Origin of the sequence: Nocardiopsis valliformis DSM 45023, from assembly GCF_000340985.1 — a bacterium.
Taxonomy (GTDB): Bacteria; Actinomycetota; Actinomycetes; order Streptosporangiales; family Streptosporangiaceae; genus Nocardiopsis; species Nocardiopsis exhalans.
Genome location: NZ_ANAZ01000056.1, coordinates 1 through 13,055 on the forward strand (window position 1 = coordinate 1; position 13,055 = coordinate 13,055).

The 13,055-nt window shown below is 71.7% G+C and carries 14 protein-coding genes; 6 read left to right on the forward strand and 8 right to left on the reverse strand.

What is annotated here, in order from left to right; all coding sequences use genetic code 11:
• Positions 1 to 170: 170 nt before the first annotated feature.
• The 6 genes from D457_RS0130230 to D457_RS0130260 all read right to left on the reverse strand — a co-directional run bounded on the left by D457_RS0130230 (position 171) and on the right by D457_RS0130260 (position 4,846).
• Complete coding sequence (locus tag D457_RS0130230; protein WP_017584405.1) at positions 171 to 1,202, reverse strand: glycosyltransferase family 4 protein; 1,032 nt, start codon at positions 1,200 to 1,202, stop codon at positions 171 to 173.
• Entirely contained in the window at positions 1,199 to 1,609 is a 411-nt protein-coding gene (locus tag D457_RS0130235; protein ID WP_017584406.1) for a 6-pyruvoyl trahydropterin synthase family protein, read from the reverse strand. The genes D457_RS0130230 and D457_RS0130235 overlap by 4 nt, the downstream gene beginning before the upstream one ends.
• Positions 1,610 to 1,647: 38 nt before the next feature.
• On the reverse strand, positions 1,648 to 2,625 hold the full coding sequence (locus tag D457_RS0130240; protein WP_017584407.1) for a zinc-dependent alcohol dehydrogenase: 978 nt from the start codon (positions 2,623 to 2,625) through the stop codon (positions 1,648 to 1,650).
• A gap of 3 nt (positions 2,626 to 2,628) precedes the next feature.
• Complete coding sequence (locus D457_RS0130245) at positions 2,629 to 3,273, reverse strand: CDP-alcohol phosphatidyltransferase family protein (protein ID WP_017584408.1); 645 nt, start codon at positions 3,271 to 3,273, stop codon at positions 2,629 to 2,631.
• Positions 3,270 to 4,004: a GTP cyclohydrolase II gene (locus tag D457_RS33800; RefSeq protein WP_239646261.1), complete on the reverse strand. Its 735-nt coding sequence runs from the start codon at positions 4,002 to 4,004 to the stop codon at positions 3,270 to 3,272. Before D457_RS33800 ends, D457_RS0130245 begins: the two co-directional genes overlap by 4 nt.
• A 224-nt stretch (positions 4,005 to 4,228) precedes the next feature.
• Entirely contained in the window at positions 4,229 to 4,846 is a 618-nt protein-coding gene (locus tag D457_RS0130260; protein ID WP_017584411.1) for a hypothetical protein, read from the reverse strand.
• Positions 4,847 to 4,903: 57 nt separating this feature from the next.
• On the opposite strand from D457_RS0130260, the gene D457_RS0130265 reads away from it, so the two are divergent.
• Both D457_RS0130265 and D457_RS0130270 read left to right on the forward strand, forming a co-directional pair.
• Positions 4,904 to 5,209: a hypothetical protein gene (locus tag D457_RS0130265; RefSeq protein WP_017584412.1), complete on the forward strand. Its 306-nt coding sequence runs from the start codon at positions 4,904 to 4,906 to the stop codon at positions 5,207 to 5,209.
• Positions 5,210 to 5,253: 44 nt separating this feature from the next.
• Complete coding sequence (locus D457_RS0130270; protein ID WP_017584413.1) at positions 5,254 to 6,900, forward strand: DUF2207 domain-containing protein; 1,647 nt, start codon at positions 5,254 to 5,256, stop codon at positions 6,898 to 6,900.
• Positions 6,901 to 6,972: 72 nt separating this feature from the next.
• Here D457_RS0130270 and D457_RS0130275 read toward each other — a convergent pair whose 3' ends face one another.
• On the reverse strand, positions 6,973 to 7,938 hold the full coding sequence (locus tag D457_RS0130275) for an SDR family oxidoreductase (RefSeq protein WP_039832061.1): 966 nt from the start codon (positions 7,936 to 7,938) through the stop codon (positions 6,973 to 6,975).
• 88 nt (positions 7,939 to 8,026) lie between these two features.
• A complete protein-coding gene (locus tag D457_RS0130280; RefSeq protein ID WP_017584415.1) occupies positions 8,027 to 9,442 on the reverse strand; it encodes a hypothetical protein in 1,416 nt (471 codons plus the stop codon).
• 137 nt (positions 9,443 to 9,579) lie between these two features.
• On the opposite strand from D457_RS0130280, the gene D457_RS0130285 reads away from it, so the two are divergent.
• The 4 genes from D457_RS0130285 (at position 9,580) to D457_RS0130300 (ending at position 13,040) form a co-directional block, all read left to right on the forward strand.
• A complete protein-coding gene (locus D457_RS0130285) occupies positions 9,580 to 10,167 on the forward strand; it encodes a hypothetical protein (protein ID WP_193374557.1) in 588 nt (195 codons plus the stop codon).
• A gap of 310 nt (positions 10,168 to 10,477) precedes the next feature.
• Entirely contained in the window at positions 10,478 to 11,065 is a 588-nt protein-coding gene (locus D457_RS0130290; RefSeq protein ID WP_026117181.1) for a sigma-70 family RNA polymerase sigma factor, read from the forward strand.
• An 86-nt stretch (positions 11,066 to 11,151) separates the two neighbouring features.
• Complete coding sequence (locus D457_RS0130295; RefSeq protein WP_017584418.1) at positions 11,152 to 11,778, forward strand: SCO family protein; 627 nt, start codon at positions 11,152 to 11,154, stop codon at positions 11,776 to 11,778.
• Positions 11,775 to 13,040, forward strand: a complete 1,266-nt coding sequence (locus D457_RS0130300) for a Dyp-type peroxidase (RefSeq protein ID WP_193374556.1) — start codon at positions 11,775 to 11,777, stop codon at positions 13,038 to 13,040. Before D457_RS0130295 ends, D457_RS0130300 begins: the two co-directional genes overlap by 4 nt.
• The last annotated feature ends 15 nt before the right edge of the window (positions 13,041 to 13,055 follow it).

Genomic DNA, 13,055 nt, shown 5'->3' on the forward strand with positions numbered 1-13,055 from the left:
ACAACATCCACCATGCCGCTGAACAGGTGGCGAAACGAGATCCCGCGTAAGGAAGAGGCGTGGCAGGACGTGGAGGCCGTTCGCGGCCCGGGAAGCGTCAACCGAAGCGAAAGGGCGACCCGTATGGGAAACCCTGAGCTGGAAGCCCCCGCGTTCACGCGAGGGAGACTTCACAGGTCGAGCACCTGAGCCATCGTTCGAGCCGCCTCCGGCCACCCGGCCAGCTCCGAACGGCGCAGCCGGGCCGCCTCACGCAGCTGTTCGCGTAGGTCCTGGCCGGTCAGCCAGGTGCGCAGGGCACGCCTCAGGGCGGCGGTGTCCTCCGGCGGTACAAGCAGCCCCGGCAGCCGTCCGTCCGAGGTCCGTCCCAAAGCCTCGGAGAGCCCGCCCACCCGGGTGGCCACCACCGGCACACCCCGGGCCAGCGCCTCGGTCACGACCATGCCGTAGGTCTCGGCGCGCGAGGCCAGCACCAGGAGATCGGCGGAGTCGTAGACCTGATCGAGCTCCGCGCCGACCACCGGGCCGGTGAACCGCACCCGGCCCTCGAGCCCCGGGCGCGGCGCAGGGGCGCCCGGCCCCGCGCACACACACGTCCACGACAGGTTCCGCAGCCCGGACAGCGCTCCCAACAGCAGGTCATGGCCCTTGCGCGGGGTCAACGAGGCCACACACACCAGCCGGGGAACACTGTCCGAGCACTCCTCGAAACCGCTCCCGCGCGCGAGCGGCGCAAGGTCCACCCCGGGGCGCACCACCGCCACGCGTTCCAGATCGTGGTGCTCGGCCAACCGTCGCGCCGCCCACGCGCTGGTGGCCACCGCGTCCACGCCGCCGCGCAGGACCGCTCGCTCCCGCGCGTCCAGTTCGCGGGCGACGTCCGGTGCCAGCCCGGTCTCGTCGGCCAGCGGCAGGTGCACCAGAACCGTGAGCCGCAGTCGCCCCGCCTGGGGGAGCACCGCCTCGGGTACCCCGCAGGCCACCAGGCCGTCCACCAGCACACGGGCGCCGTCGGGCGCCCGGGCCAGCACGGCGGAGAGTTCGGCGGTCGCCCTGCGGCCCGGGCGGGGCCAGGCCCCGGCCAGCGTCACCGCCCGGACCGGCCGCCCCAGCCCGCCCAGCGCGGCCGCGATCCGCCGGTCGTAGGTGTGGCCGCCGCTGGGCGCGCTCGCCTCGGGGACGACGAAGGTGAGAGCGCTCACGCCCCGGGTTGCAGTTCGCGTTCGTAGGAGGCCCAGGCCACGTGGGACTCGTGCAGGGTCACCGTGACCGAGGCCAGCCCGTCGGCGTGCGGGCCCAGGGCGCCCGACGCGATCCGTTCGGCCAGGCGGTCGGCGACGACCTTGGCCAGGAACTCGGTCGAGGTGTTCACCCCCGCGAACTCGGGCACCTCGTCCAGGTTGCGGTAGTTGAGCTCGGCCACCACCGCACCCAACTCCTGGGTGGCCGCGCCGATGTCCACCACGATGTTGTCGGGGTCCAGCTCGGGGCGGCGCAGGGTCGCGTCGACCACGAACGTCGCCCCGTGCAGGGCCTGGGCGGGGCCGAAGACCTCGCCCCGGAAGCTGTGCGCGACCATCAGGTGGTCTCGGACGGTGACACTGAACAACGGGGCTCCAAGGTGTCGGGGGCGGTCAGGACAGCGGGTCAGCTGTCGTAGGTGATCCGGTGGCACAGGGCTGGTAGTTCGCCGCTGGCCAGTCTGGTCAGTACCGATGGCAGGTCCTCGAAGCCGCTCTCACCGGTGAGCAGGGTGTCGAAGGCCGCGTCGTCGAGCAGCCGCAGCGCGAGCTGGAGGCGTTCGGAGTGGTTGTACCGGGAGCGCCTGGCCGGTGAGATCATGCCGACCTGGCTGGCGCGCACGGCCAGCCGGTGGGAGTGGAAGTCCTCGCCCAGCGGCAGGATGACCTGCCGGTCCCCGTACCAGCTCAGTTCCACCACCTCGCCCTCGGTGTGCAGCAGCCGCAGTGAACGCACCAGCCCCGCTTCGGTCGCGCTGGTGTGGAAGACCAGGTCGCGGTCGCCCTCGGCCTCCTCCGGCAGGGCGAAGTCCACGCCCAGACGCTCGGCGGCCTCGGCCCGGCTCGGGTCGACGTCCACCAGCTGGACCCGGGAGCCCGGGACCTGGGCGAGCAGGCGCGCCACGCAGCAGCCCACCATGCCCGCGCCGACCACCGCCACGCGGTCGCCCACCAGCGGGGCCGCGTCCCACAGGGCGTTCACGGCCGTCTCCACGGTTCCGGCCAGGACCGCCCGGGCCGCGGGGACGGTCTCGGGCACCACCGAGACCGCGGTGGCGGGCACCACGAACCGGGTCTGGTGCGGGTAGAGCGTGAACACCGTCCGCCCCATCAGCTGCTCGGGCCCCTCCTCCACCACCCCCACGTTCAGGTAGCCGTACTTGAGCGGGCCGGGGAAGTCCCCTTCCTGGAAGGGCGCCCGCATCACGCCGTACTGGTTGGGCGGCACCCCGCCGCCGAAGACCAGCGTCTCGGTGCCCCGGCTGATCCCCGAGTACAGGGTACGCACCACCACCTCGCCGGGGCCCGGCGAGGGGAGTTCGACCTCGCGCACCTCGCCCACTCCGGGGGAGCTCACCCAGAACGCCCGTGCCGTCCGCGTCATCTCTCACCTCTCCTCGGCGGCGCTGGTCCGAGGGGAGCGCGCCCGCCACAGTCCCATTACGTCACGTCCGAACGACCACACCAGGGCGGCCAGCGCCAGCGCCACCGCGGCCGTGCTCACCGGCTCCGGGAACACCCCCGAGGCGACCACCGTCAACACGATCCCCTGCGCGGCAGCCACGGCCTTGCGGGCCAGGCTCGGAGGCAGGGGGCCCCGCAACCACGGTGCCAGCCATGCGGCGGACCCGAACAGGTATCGCATCGCCCCGATCAGCAGCACCCAGGGCCCCAGGATCCCGGACACATACACGCTCAGCACCAGGATCAGGAAGGCGTCCGCCTCCATGTCGAAGCGCGCCCCGAAGTCCGACTCGGTGCGGGTGCCGCGGGCCACCAGCCCGTCCACCCAGTCCAGGACCAGGGCCACCGCGGCCACCGACACCACCGGCAGGGGCGGTGCTCCGTCGGCGACCAGCGCCGTCACCACGCCGATCAGGCCGACCCGGACCAGGGTCACCAGGTCCGCGGGGCCCAGCGGCCAGCGATCGTAGCGGCGCACGGCCACTGTCAGCAGCGCCGTCACGAGCAGGACGTACAACAGCCCGGTGGTCCACCCCAGGGGGCCCAACCAGGGGCCCGGGTCACTCACTCGCCCGCCTCAGCGCTGCCGGGTTCGGGGAGGCGGTTCCCCGCCCCGGAACCACCGTGTGCTCCGGAACCGCTCCGGGGTTGAGGCGCCTGCTCCGTGTGAGGTGCCTTTCCGGGTGCGCCGTCGCCGTTCAGGTGTGGCAGGTCGTGGCCCAGGCGGTCGCGCTTGGCGGTCAGGTAGCGGGTGTTGTCAGCGTGCGCGGCCACCAGCAGCGGTACCCGGGTGGCGACCTTGATCCCGTGTTCCTCCAGAGCCCGCACCTTGGCCGGGTTGTTGGACAGCAGCCGCACCGAACGCACCCCCCGGTGGCGCAGCACCCGCGCGGCCGGGCCGTAGTCGCGCACGTCCACCGGCAGCCCCAGCGCGGTGGCCGAGTCCACGGTGTCCAGCCCCTGTTCGTCCTGGAGCAGCTGGGTGCGCACCTTGTTCACGAGCCCGATACCGCGCCCCTCGTGGCCGCGCAGGTAGACCAGCATCCCGCGGCCCTCGGCCAGGATCGCGTCCAGGGCGGCGTGGAGCTGGTCGCCGCACTCGCAGCGCAGCGCTCCGAACACGTCCCCGGTCACGCACTCGGAGTGCACCCGCACCAGGACGTCCTCGCCGTCACCGAGCTCGCCCAGGACCAGGGCCAGGTGCTCGTGGCCGTCGACCGGGTCCCGGAAGGCCACGCAGCGAAACGTCGCGCGGCGCAGCACGAGATCGGACTCGGCTACGTCGGTGTGACTCAGCACGACGACGTCCGCATCGCTCAGACCTGCTCCGTCCAGTTCAACGTCGCCCAGCCCAACGCCGTCCGGTTCGGGGCCTACCGGCCCGGTGCCGTTCGGTCCGGAACCCTCCGGAGAATTCTCTGACATCTGCCACCCCTTCACCGCCGTAGGCGGCACGTTACAGGTGCCTGCCCCGCACACCGCACGAGTACACGGGCCATGCTTCTACGTGCTTCTACGTGCGTTCAGCCGGGAAGGTTCACCTGGATCTCCCCGCCCAGAGCGAAGTCGCCCTCCAACTTCAGGGAGTCACCGCTCCAGAACCGGCCCGGGTCGTAGTAGCCGGGGCGCTTCCCACGGGCCAGCAGCCCCATCTCCTCGTAGGTCAGCGCCATCACCTCCGCGCAGTAGGCGGTCTCCAGCTGGCGTTCGCGCGCCTTGCGGTGGAAGGGCATGCGGCCCAGTGCCCAGCGTCCGGCGAGCTGGGCGGTGGAGGGGAAGGGGGTGCCGTTCAACCGGGCCACCATCCGCAGCGCGTCGTCTTCCATCTGGCGGGTGGCCAGCGGGTCCAGTTGGCGCAGCCAGCCCTTCTGGCCGTAGCGGCGGCCCCACACCAGGACGGCGTCGCGCAGGTCGTGCAGCTGAACCCCGCGCTGGTGGGTTCCGGTCCACATGTCCACCAGGGACCTGCCCAGCTCGGCGTGCCACATCAGGGGAGGCAGGTCGTCGACCACGATGGACATGCCCACGTGGTTGACCGGGCTGTTCGTGGTGAGCTGGATGGCCCGGTCGGGCACGCTCGTGCCGCGGAACACCCACACGTCACCGGTTCTGGTCAGGTTGACCGCTTCGTCTAGGGACATGCTCGTCTCTGCCACAAGGACTAGCGTATGAGCATGAAGTGGTGGAAAACCTTGGGAGTGGCCGCTTTCGTAGGTGTGGCGGCCACCGGAGTGGCGGTCGCACGGGCCGAACGACAACGCCGCGCCTACACCCCCGAGCAGGTCAGGGACCGTTTGCACGCCAGGGTCGCCGAGGTCGGCCAGGCCGGAAAAGAGCCGGTCGCGACCGGGGAACCGGAGGTCCGGGATCCGGAGGGCGGTGCCGCGCGAGCGATGGCGCGCCGGGTGCGCGCGGGAGCGGCCAAGGCCAGGGCGCTGCCGCCGGTGGCCACAATCGGCCGCATGCTGCGCCGGGCTCGTGGGGACCGGGCCGGGGATCGCTAACATGTGCGCTTCGTGAGCATCCCCGCTTCCCCCGAGGCCCCTCCTTGTCCTACCTTCCCCGTGTCCTCCTGCTGGCCGTGCTCGCCCTGCTGCTCACCTCCTGCACCTCCCCGGGTGCCAGGGACCGTATCACCGAGTACGACACCCGTTCCGCGGTGCACGCCGACGGCACCGTGGACGTCACCGAAACCATCACCTACGACTTCGGCCGCGACCCCAGCCCCGGTCTGCTGCGTGAGATCCCGCTGAGCCAGCGTGTCGGCCTTATGCGCCACCGCGTCTGGGAGATCAGCGACGTCGAGGTCACCAGCCCCTCCGGCGCTCCGGCCGACATCGAGAAACAGGACGAGTGGCGCCGCGTCCTCAGTCTGGAGATCGGCGACACCGACGCCCCGCTGACCGGGGCGCAGACCTACGAGATCTCCTACACCGTCCACGGCGCCCTCAATGACGAGGGTTACGGGCCCCAGCTGCACTGGGACTTCGTCGGTGACGAGTGGGGGGTGCCGGTCAACGGCGTGACCGTCCGGGTGGAGGCCCCCTCGGTGGTCGAGGCCGAGTGCTTCTACGAGGAGAGCTACCGCGACCAGGACGGCGACACCGAGTACTGGGACGAGGAGTGCGACCAGAGCGGGCACGACGGTGCCGCGGCCAGCTTCGGCCACCCGCAGCTGGACTCGGGCGCGCCCCTGAGTGGAGTGGTGTACCTGGAGGAGGGGACGGTCGAGTTCACCGAACCCGAACACGCCCTGGCTCCTCTGCCGCGCTGGATCACCCTGGCCGGTGCGCTCTCCCTGCCCGTGGTCCTGGTCGCTGCCTTCCTCCTGGACAGGCACGTCACCAGATGGCGGGAGAAGCGCCGGTTTCGGATCCGGCAGGGGTTCGGTGAGGAACTGCCCGACCTGCCGCCGGCCGTCGCGGGATTCCTCTTCCACAAGAAACGGCTGCGCGCCGAACATGCCCTGGCCCTGCTGGTCAGCCTGGAGGAGAAGGGGCACCTGACCTCGGTGCCCAAGGAGAACGGCAAGGGCCGGGACTGGTTGTTCGTCAAGCAGAACTCCAACGTCGCGCTCACCCCGGCCGAACGGGCCCTGCGGCGGGGGATGTTCGGGCTCAACAGCGAGATCGACCTGACCTGGCTGGGCCGGTCCATGACCAAGACCCGGATCAAGTGGATCGAGTACGCCCTGCTGCGCGAAGCGGGACAGCACGGGCTGGTCGTCAGGCCCTGGCTCTGGTACCCGGCCGTGTTCGCGTGCGGGCTCGTACTGATCGCCGCGATCTGTACCGGTGTGATCGTCAACGTGGCCACCCCGCTCGACCTGGCCGGTCTGGAGATGTTCAGCGCTGCGGTACTGCCGACGGCGCTCATCGTCCTGTTCCTGCCCACCCAGCGCACACCCTACGGCGACCATGTCCGCGACCTGCTCGCCGAAGGGCGCAGGAACCCCCGCGAGCTGGAGCCGGTCATGGCCATCGCCCTGGGGCTGCCGGACGAGACGGTGCGGGCCCTCAACGCCAAGGTGCCCAACCTGAGCCCCTATCTGCGTGACCACGGGTACCTGCGGCGTTGGAACCGTACGGTCAACGAACGCATCCGCAGTTCCAGGAGGACCAGCAGCGGCAGCGGCAGTGGCGGCGGCCGGGTCTCGGGCCGGGGCGGCGGCGGTGGCGGCGGAGGCCGCCGTTGACCTGGCCCAGGCGTACCGGACGAAGGGTCGGCAGCCGGAGTGGGCACGATCGGGCTACCGGTCCGGAGCGGCTCAGTGCCTCTGAACGAAGGAGAGCAGGGTGCGCTCTATCTCCGCGGAGGGGCCGACCGCCAACGGGGGCTCGCCGCGCTCGCGGTCCCAGGCCAGGACGTCGGCGGCGGTGGTGACCAGCGGCCGCAGCGGCAGCCCGGCCTCCCGGGCCCGGCTGAAGTCGCGCTGGAAGGTCTGCTCCCACACCCGGTCGGGGCGCACCAGGGGGAAGGAGGCCATGATCGTCTCCTGGGGAACCAGGACGATGTCGATCTCGCTTCCGGCCGCCTCGGCGCAGGTACGCAGCATCTCCATCAGGGTGAGGGGTTCGGCGGGGCCCGTGGCGTTGAACACGCCGCCGCGGTCTTCCTCCAACAGGCGGACCACCAACCGGGCCAGGTCACGGGCGTCCAAGAGCTGAACTGGCTGTCCGGGGTCGCCCGGCAGGACCACCTTGCCGCCCTTCGCGGCCCGGCGCACCCAGTAGGTCAGGTGGTCGCCGTGGTCGTGCGGCCCGGCGAGCACCCCGGGCCGCACCACCGTGGCACGGCTCCCGTACCGGGAGCCCAACTCCTGCTCGCAGGCGGCCTTGAGCGGACCGTAGGTGTGGCGCCCGATCTCCTCGGTGTCCCACTCGGGCGCTCGTACCGGAGCGGACTCGTCCGCCCCGGGCCCGGGTCCGGGAGCGTAGACGGCGTTACTGGAGATGAACAGGTACCGTCCCACCCGGTCATCGAGGGCGTCAGTGGCTTGGCGCACATGCCGGGGCACGAAACCGCTGACATCCACCACCGCGTCCCAGGTGCCTTCGGCGAGGGAGGCGTAGTCGCCCTCGTCTCGGTCACCCAGGAGCCGTTTTGTTCTGGGAAAGAGGTCGGGAGCACTGCGGCCCCGGTTGAAGAGCGTGACCTCGTGCCCCGCCTGCAACGCGTCCTCAACGATCGCCCGACCAACGAACGAGGTCCCACCCAACACGAGAATCCGCATAGGGACTGACTTTAGCGTTCCACCTGGGCATCAGCGATCACCAGCGCCGCCTTGACGGGTACGACGGGGGCCACGCCCGATCGTGGGATCACAGGGGCTTGTTGAGGTGGCCTGCCTGCTCCAGGAGGGAGATGTGGTCGGTGCCCAGGGTTTCCAGGTGGGCCAGGACGTCGCGGTGCGGTACCCGGTGCAGTGGGGCGCTGGTGCGCAGCAGGCCCACGCGGGACAGCCCCTCGCCGCCGCCCAAACGCGAGGACGGGGTGGCGGGCGGGTCGACGCGGTACAGGCGCCAGGCACTGCCCCTGGGGGCGGAGGCCAGGAGCAGCATCGGCCGGCTCCACACGATGAGCGCCCAGCCCTTGGGGCCCTCAGCGTGCACGTAGACGGTGTCCACGTGCTTCTCCAGGAGTTCGGCGACCTGGGCGGCGACCGGAACCGGGTTGGTGAAGGTGCCGTGGACACGGTGGATGCCCGCGTCGTACTCCAGGCTCCAGCCGGAAGCCTCCAGCTCGCCGGCGATCTGGGACAGGTAGCCGTCTTCCTCGGCGGCAGAGGAGGTCGCGAGGTCTGCGGGTTCGGGTGAAACAGTGGGTTCGGGTGAAACGGTGGTGGGGAGGATCAGGCCCAGCTCCAAGTTCGTTCGTGTTGTGGCGGTACGGGTGAGGGCGGTCAGGTTGGCGCCGCAGGTCAGGGCTGTGTTCTGGTCGTTTGAGGTCCACTCCAGGAGTCCGCCGTGTGTGGGGAAGCCCTCGGCGACGGGTCGGGCGGTGGCCTCGACACCGGCTTCGGCCAGGGCGTGTACGGCTTCCCCGCGGTCTTCCTCGGGCCACGAGCCGGGGACACCCAGGGTCACCCGGGCCGGGGTCAGACGGTCGGTGAGGGCGCTCAGCGCCTGGGGGTCGTAGCCGCGCAGCGGGGCGTGCAGGGTGAGTTCGGCGACCGGGCCCTCGGGGAGCTGGGACAGGAGCGGGGCGTCCAGGTTGTGCACCACGCGTGCCTCGGTCTCCACCGGGGACGTCAGCAGCAGGTCCTCCAGCCGTTCGGCCAGTTCGGTGAGTCGTTCGGCCAGAGCACTGGGCAGGGTGATCGCCTCCGAACATCGCCGCAGCCACACCCCCAGCTCGGCGAGCGCCCAGGGAACCCCGTCGGGGCCACCGCGCAGCACCGTCCAGGAACGGTTGGCGGTACCGGGCGCCCCGGCACCGAAGGCGGCCGCGACGTGCTCCTCACCCACCAGCAGGGCCAGCTCGGGCAGCGGGTCGGGGACGACGCGCTCGATCAGGGCACAGGTGTGGTCCGGCCGCTGTACGGCGGCGGGTTCGGCCCCCTCGGCGGAGGCGCCCAGGACCGTGACCCACGCACCCAGCTCCCGGGCGGCGGGGACCACGTCCGCTTCCAGAGCGGGCAGGTCGATCTCCGTTCCGACCAGGAGGAACTCGCTGAGCGGGGCCCCGTCTGTACGGGAGGTCCACTCGTGCAACAGGGCGAGCGGGGAGACGGACACAGGCGACCTCTGTTCTCACGCTGGGGACGTTCACGAGCATAGTCGAGGCCGCCGCGTCAAGACCGGCCGGGCCCGTTTCGGTCGGTAACCGGCCCCTGTGGCGGGTGCGCGGCGGGAGGTGCGACGATATGGGGACGATGAGCGAGAGCGAGCAGTGCCGACCGTTGCGCGCCGGGGTTTTCACCCTGGTGTGCGCGAGCCTGTCCGCGATCGGTCACGCGGTGAGCTCGGGGCACGACGTTCCCGTCGCCGGTCTCCTGCTGGGCGTGGTCGTCGTCTTCGCCATGGCGTGGGCAGCCTCCAGCCGCAGACAGAGCCCCTGGATGCTCACCGCCTGGATGCTGTGGGGGCAGCTCGCCCTGCACGTCACCTTCGCCTACACCCAGGGGGCGGGTTCGGGTCACACGGATCTGGCACACGCGGGCCAGGCCGAGGCGGTGCTGGCCCAGGAGCCCATGCCGGCGTGGGCGATGATCGCTATGCACCTGGTGATGGCCCTGGTCAGTGCCTGGTGGCTGCACCTGGGTGAGAACGCCCTCTTCGAGTTCCTGCGGTTCATGGCGCTCGCGCTGATTCCGATCCTGCTCGTGGTCGGGGCGATCCCGACCGTACGGGAGAGCACGGCCCCCAGGTTCGCCGCCACCGACGAACACTCCCGGTCGCGTCCGCCCTATCTGCGCCACTCCCGGGTCCTGCGCGGACCGCCCTTCGTTCTGGCCGCCTGAGCGGGGTTCCTCCGAGGCCGTGCGGTGCGGGGCGCGCAAGTCGCCGCCGCCCGTGTCCGTCCGGTCCCTGCTGTCAGGCCGTCCCTCGGCGTTCCCTTGGCGTCCCTCTGTGTGGCGCCGTCTGCCCAGAACACCCCGTGGTCCCCGACCCTCAGCCCTTCGCCTTCTTGCCTGAGCTCCTGTCCGGGCGCGCGCTCCGCTGCGCCGCGTTGTCCTGCCCGGGCCGGATCCGGTGCACGCTGATTCCTGGGCTGAGCTGACCCGAGTCGGTCGGGCGACCGCGCGGGCGGTGACAGAAAGCACCAATGACATGACCCGTAGCGAGGGGCGTGTATCCGCCCCTGCCCACACCCCCGCCCACCCACACCACTCCGACCTGGCCGGGCTCGCGCTGCGCGCGCGAGCCGGCGTACCTGGGGCGATGGACACCCTGTTCGCGCTCACCCGGGCCGACGTGGCCCGTTACATCGCGCGCCGGGTCGACCCGGCCTGGGTCGAGGACCTCACCCAGGAGACCTTCCACCGGGCCATGCGCGGACTACCCCGCTACGCCGGGCGGGCCCCCGTCCGGGCCTGGCTGCTCGCGGTGGCCCGCCACACGGTCGCCGACCGCTACCGCAGCCGGGAGCGCGCACCGCGCACCGAACCGGTCGAGGACTGGGAGCGGGCGCTGGGCCCCGGCGCCGCCGCGCCCGGACGGTTCGACGAGTACCTCGCCCTGGTCTCCCTGCTGGAGAACCTGCCCGAGGAGCGGCGCACCGCCTTCGTCCTGACCCAGGTCCAGCAGGTGCCCTACGCCGAGGCCGCACGGATCACCGGTGTGCCGATCGGCACTGTCCGCTCCCGGGTGGCCCGAAGCCGTCGGGACCTGGCACGCCTGCTCCGGGAGGCGGCGTGAACGTCCGCCCCCGCCTCCGTGTTCGCCCGCGAAACCGCATCCGTCACCACCGCACCGTGAGAACCCCTTTCGTGAGGAACCGCTCTGTGAGAAGAACCCGCTGTCTGAACCCGCTCCGCTCGCTGCCCGTCGTGTCCGCTGCCGCCGCTTTGTTCGCGCTCACAGCGTGCGGCGGACCGGACCTGGCCGAGGCCGAGCAGTACACCGATCTGTCCGACCAGCCCATGGCCGCCTCCGGCATCGAACTGGCCACCGTCGACGGCGAGCCCTGGGGGTTCACCGATGTCGCCGAAGACCGTCTCACCCTGCTGTTCTTCGGCTACACCAGCTGCCCGGACGTGTGCCCGATGACCATGGCCGAGATCAACCTGGCCCTGGACCAGGCCGGGGACGACGCGGACCGGTTCGACGTGGTGATGGTCAGCAGCGACCCCGCCCGGGACACCGACGAACAGCTGCGCTCCTGGCTGGACCGGTTCGACCCGGACTTCCAGGGGGTGCGCGGGGACATCGACGACACCGTGCAGGCGGCCCTGGACTACGGCATCCCGATCGACGCTCCCGAGGAGACCGAAGGCGAGTACCTGGTCACCCACGGCGGCCGGATCCTGGTCCTGACACCCGGCGGTGAGGCGGCGGGCATGTTCGTCGAAGGCGTGGAGGCCGACCAGATCGTGCCGCTGCTGCCGGTGCTGCTCACGGAGCTGTTGTGAGCGGCAAAGGAGTGCGTGAAGGCCGAGCGGGGGTCTCCCGCCGCGGACTGCTCACCGGGCTGGGTGCGGCCGGGATCGCCGGGGCCGCGGGGGCGGCGGGGCTGGCCGCAGCCGGACTCATCGAACGCGACACCTCGGCACAGGGTGACCTGCCCCGGGAGCTGAGCCGGGGCCGGGCCGCCCCCGAGGAGGGGCGGCCGCCCGCTTTGCTGACCCCGACCCCCGCGCATGTCCACGTGGTGGCGGTGGACCTGCGCGCCGAGCGGCCCGAGCAGGTTTCGGAGCAGGCCCGCACGGTACTGCTGTTGTGGGGCGAACAAGCACGGGAACTGCACGAACACGGGCTGGCAGAGATCGTCGAGGGCGCGCCCACTCAGGGTCTGCACCCCGCCTCGCTGGGGATCACCCTCGGCCTGGGCGCTTCGCTGCTGGAGCGGGCCGGGCTGGCCGAGCGCCGCCCCGGACCGCTGGCGGACCTTCCCGAGTTCGCCTCCGACGACCTCGACCCCGCCCTGTGCGGGGGAGACCTGATGCTGCACGTGGGCGCGGAGGACCCGCTCGTGGTCAGCGCCGCGGTGGAACACCTGCTGGGCATTGCCCGCGAGCACGCCGTCGTGCGCTGGTCGCTGCCCGGTTTCCAACGGGCCGCGGCCACGGCGGCCGACCCCTCGGCCACCCCGCGCAACCTCATGGGGCAGGTCGACGGGACGGTGAACCCGCACCCGGCCCAGGCGCAGTTCGGCCCGCAGGTCCTGGCCGCGCACCCGGACGGCGCCGCGTCCTGGATGGAGGGCGGAACGTACGTGGTGGTGCGCCGCATCCGCATGCTCCTGGACGACTGGTTCGACCTCGAACCCCACCAGCGCGAGCAGGTGGTGGGACGCCGGTTGTCCGACGGAGCGCCGCTGGGCGGTGACCGAGAGGACGCCCTGCCGGACCTGGCGGCCCGGGGCGACGACGGGGAACCGGTCATCCCGGCGAACGCTCACATCCGGTTGGCCAGCCCGGAGCGCACCCTGGGTGCGCGCATGCTCCGGCGAGGGTTTAGCTACGACCTGGGCTGGTCGGGCGGGCGCCGTCAGGCCGGGCTGCTGTTCACCGCCTGGCAGGCCGACCCGCGGACCGGTTTCACCGCCGTCCAGCGCGAACTCGACGAGGGCGCCGACGCGCTTAACACCTACATCCGCCACGAGGGCAGCGCCGTGTTCGCGGTGCCGCCGGTGCGCGAGAACCAACCCCACCCCGCCCACGACCTCTGGTGACCGACGTGAAGGAAA

What these genes read in the sequence shown, in the direction of transcription:
- D457_RS0130240 (WP_017584407.1), bottom strand. Translation starts at nt 2,625, where the DNA reads ATGACGCGGACGGCACGGGCGTTCTGGGTGAGCTCCCCCGGAGTGGGC.
- D457_RS0130260 (WP_017584411.1), bottom strand. Translation starts at nt 4,846, where the DNA reads ATGTCCCTAGACGAAGCGGTCAACCTGACCAGAACCGGTGACGTGTGG.
- D457_RS0130275 (WP_039832061.1), bottom strand. Translation starts at nt 7,938, where the DNA reads ATGCGGATTCTCGTGTTGGGTGGGACCTCGTTCGTTGGTCGGGCGATC.
- D457_RS0130285 (WP_193374557.1), top strand. Translation starts at nt 9,580, where the DNA reads ATGAGCGAGAGCGAGCAGTGCCGACCGTTGCGCGCCGGGGTTTTCACC.
- D457_RS0130290 (WP_026117181.1), top strand. Translation starts at nt 10,478, where the DNA reads ATGACCCGTAGCGAGGGGCGTGTATCCGCCCCTGCCCACACCCCCGCC.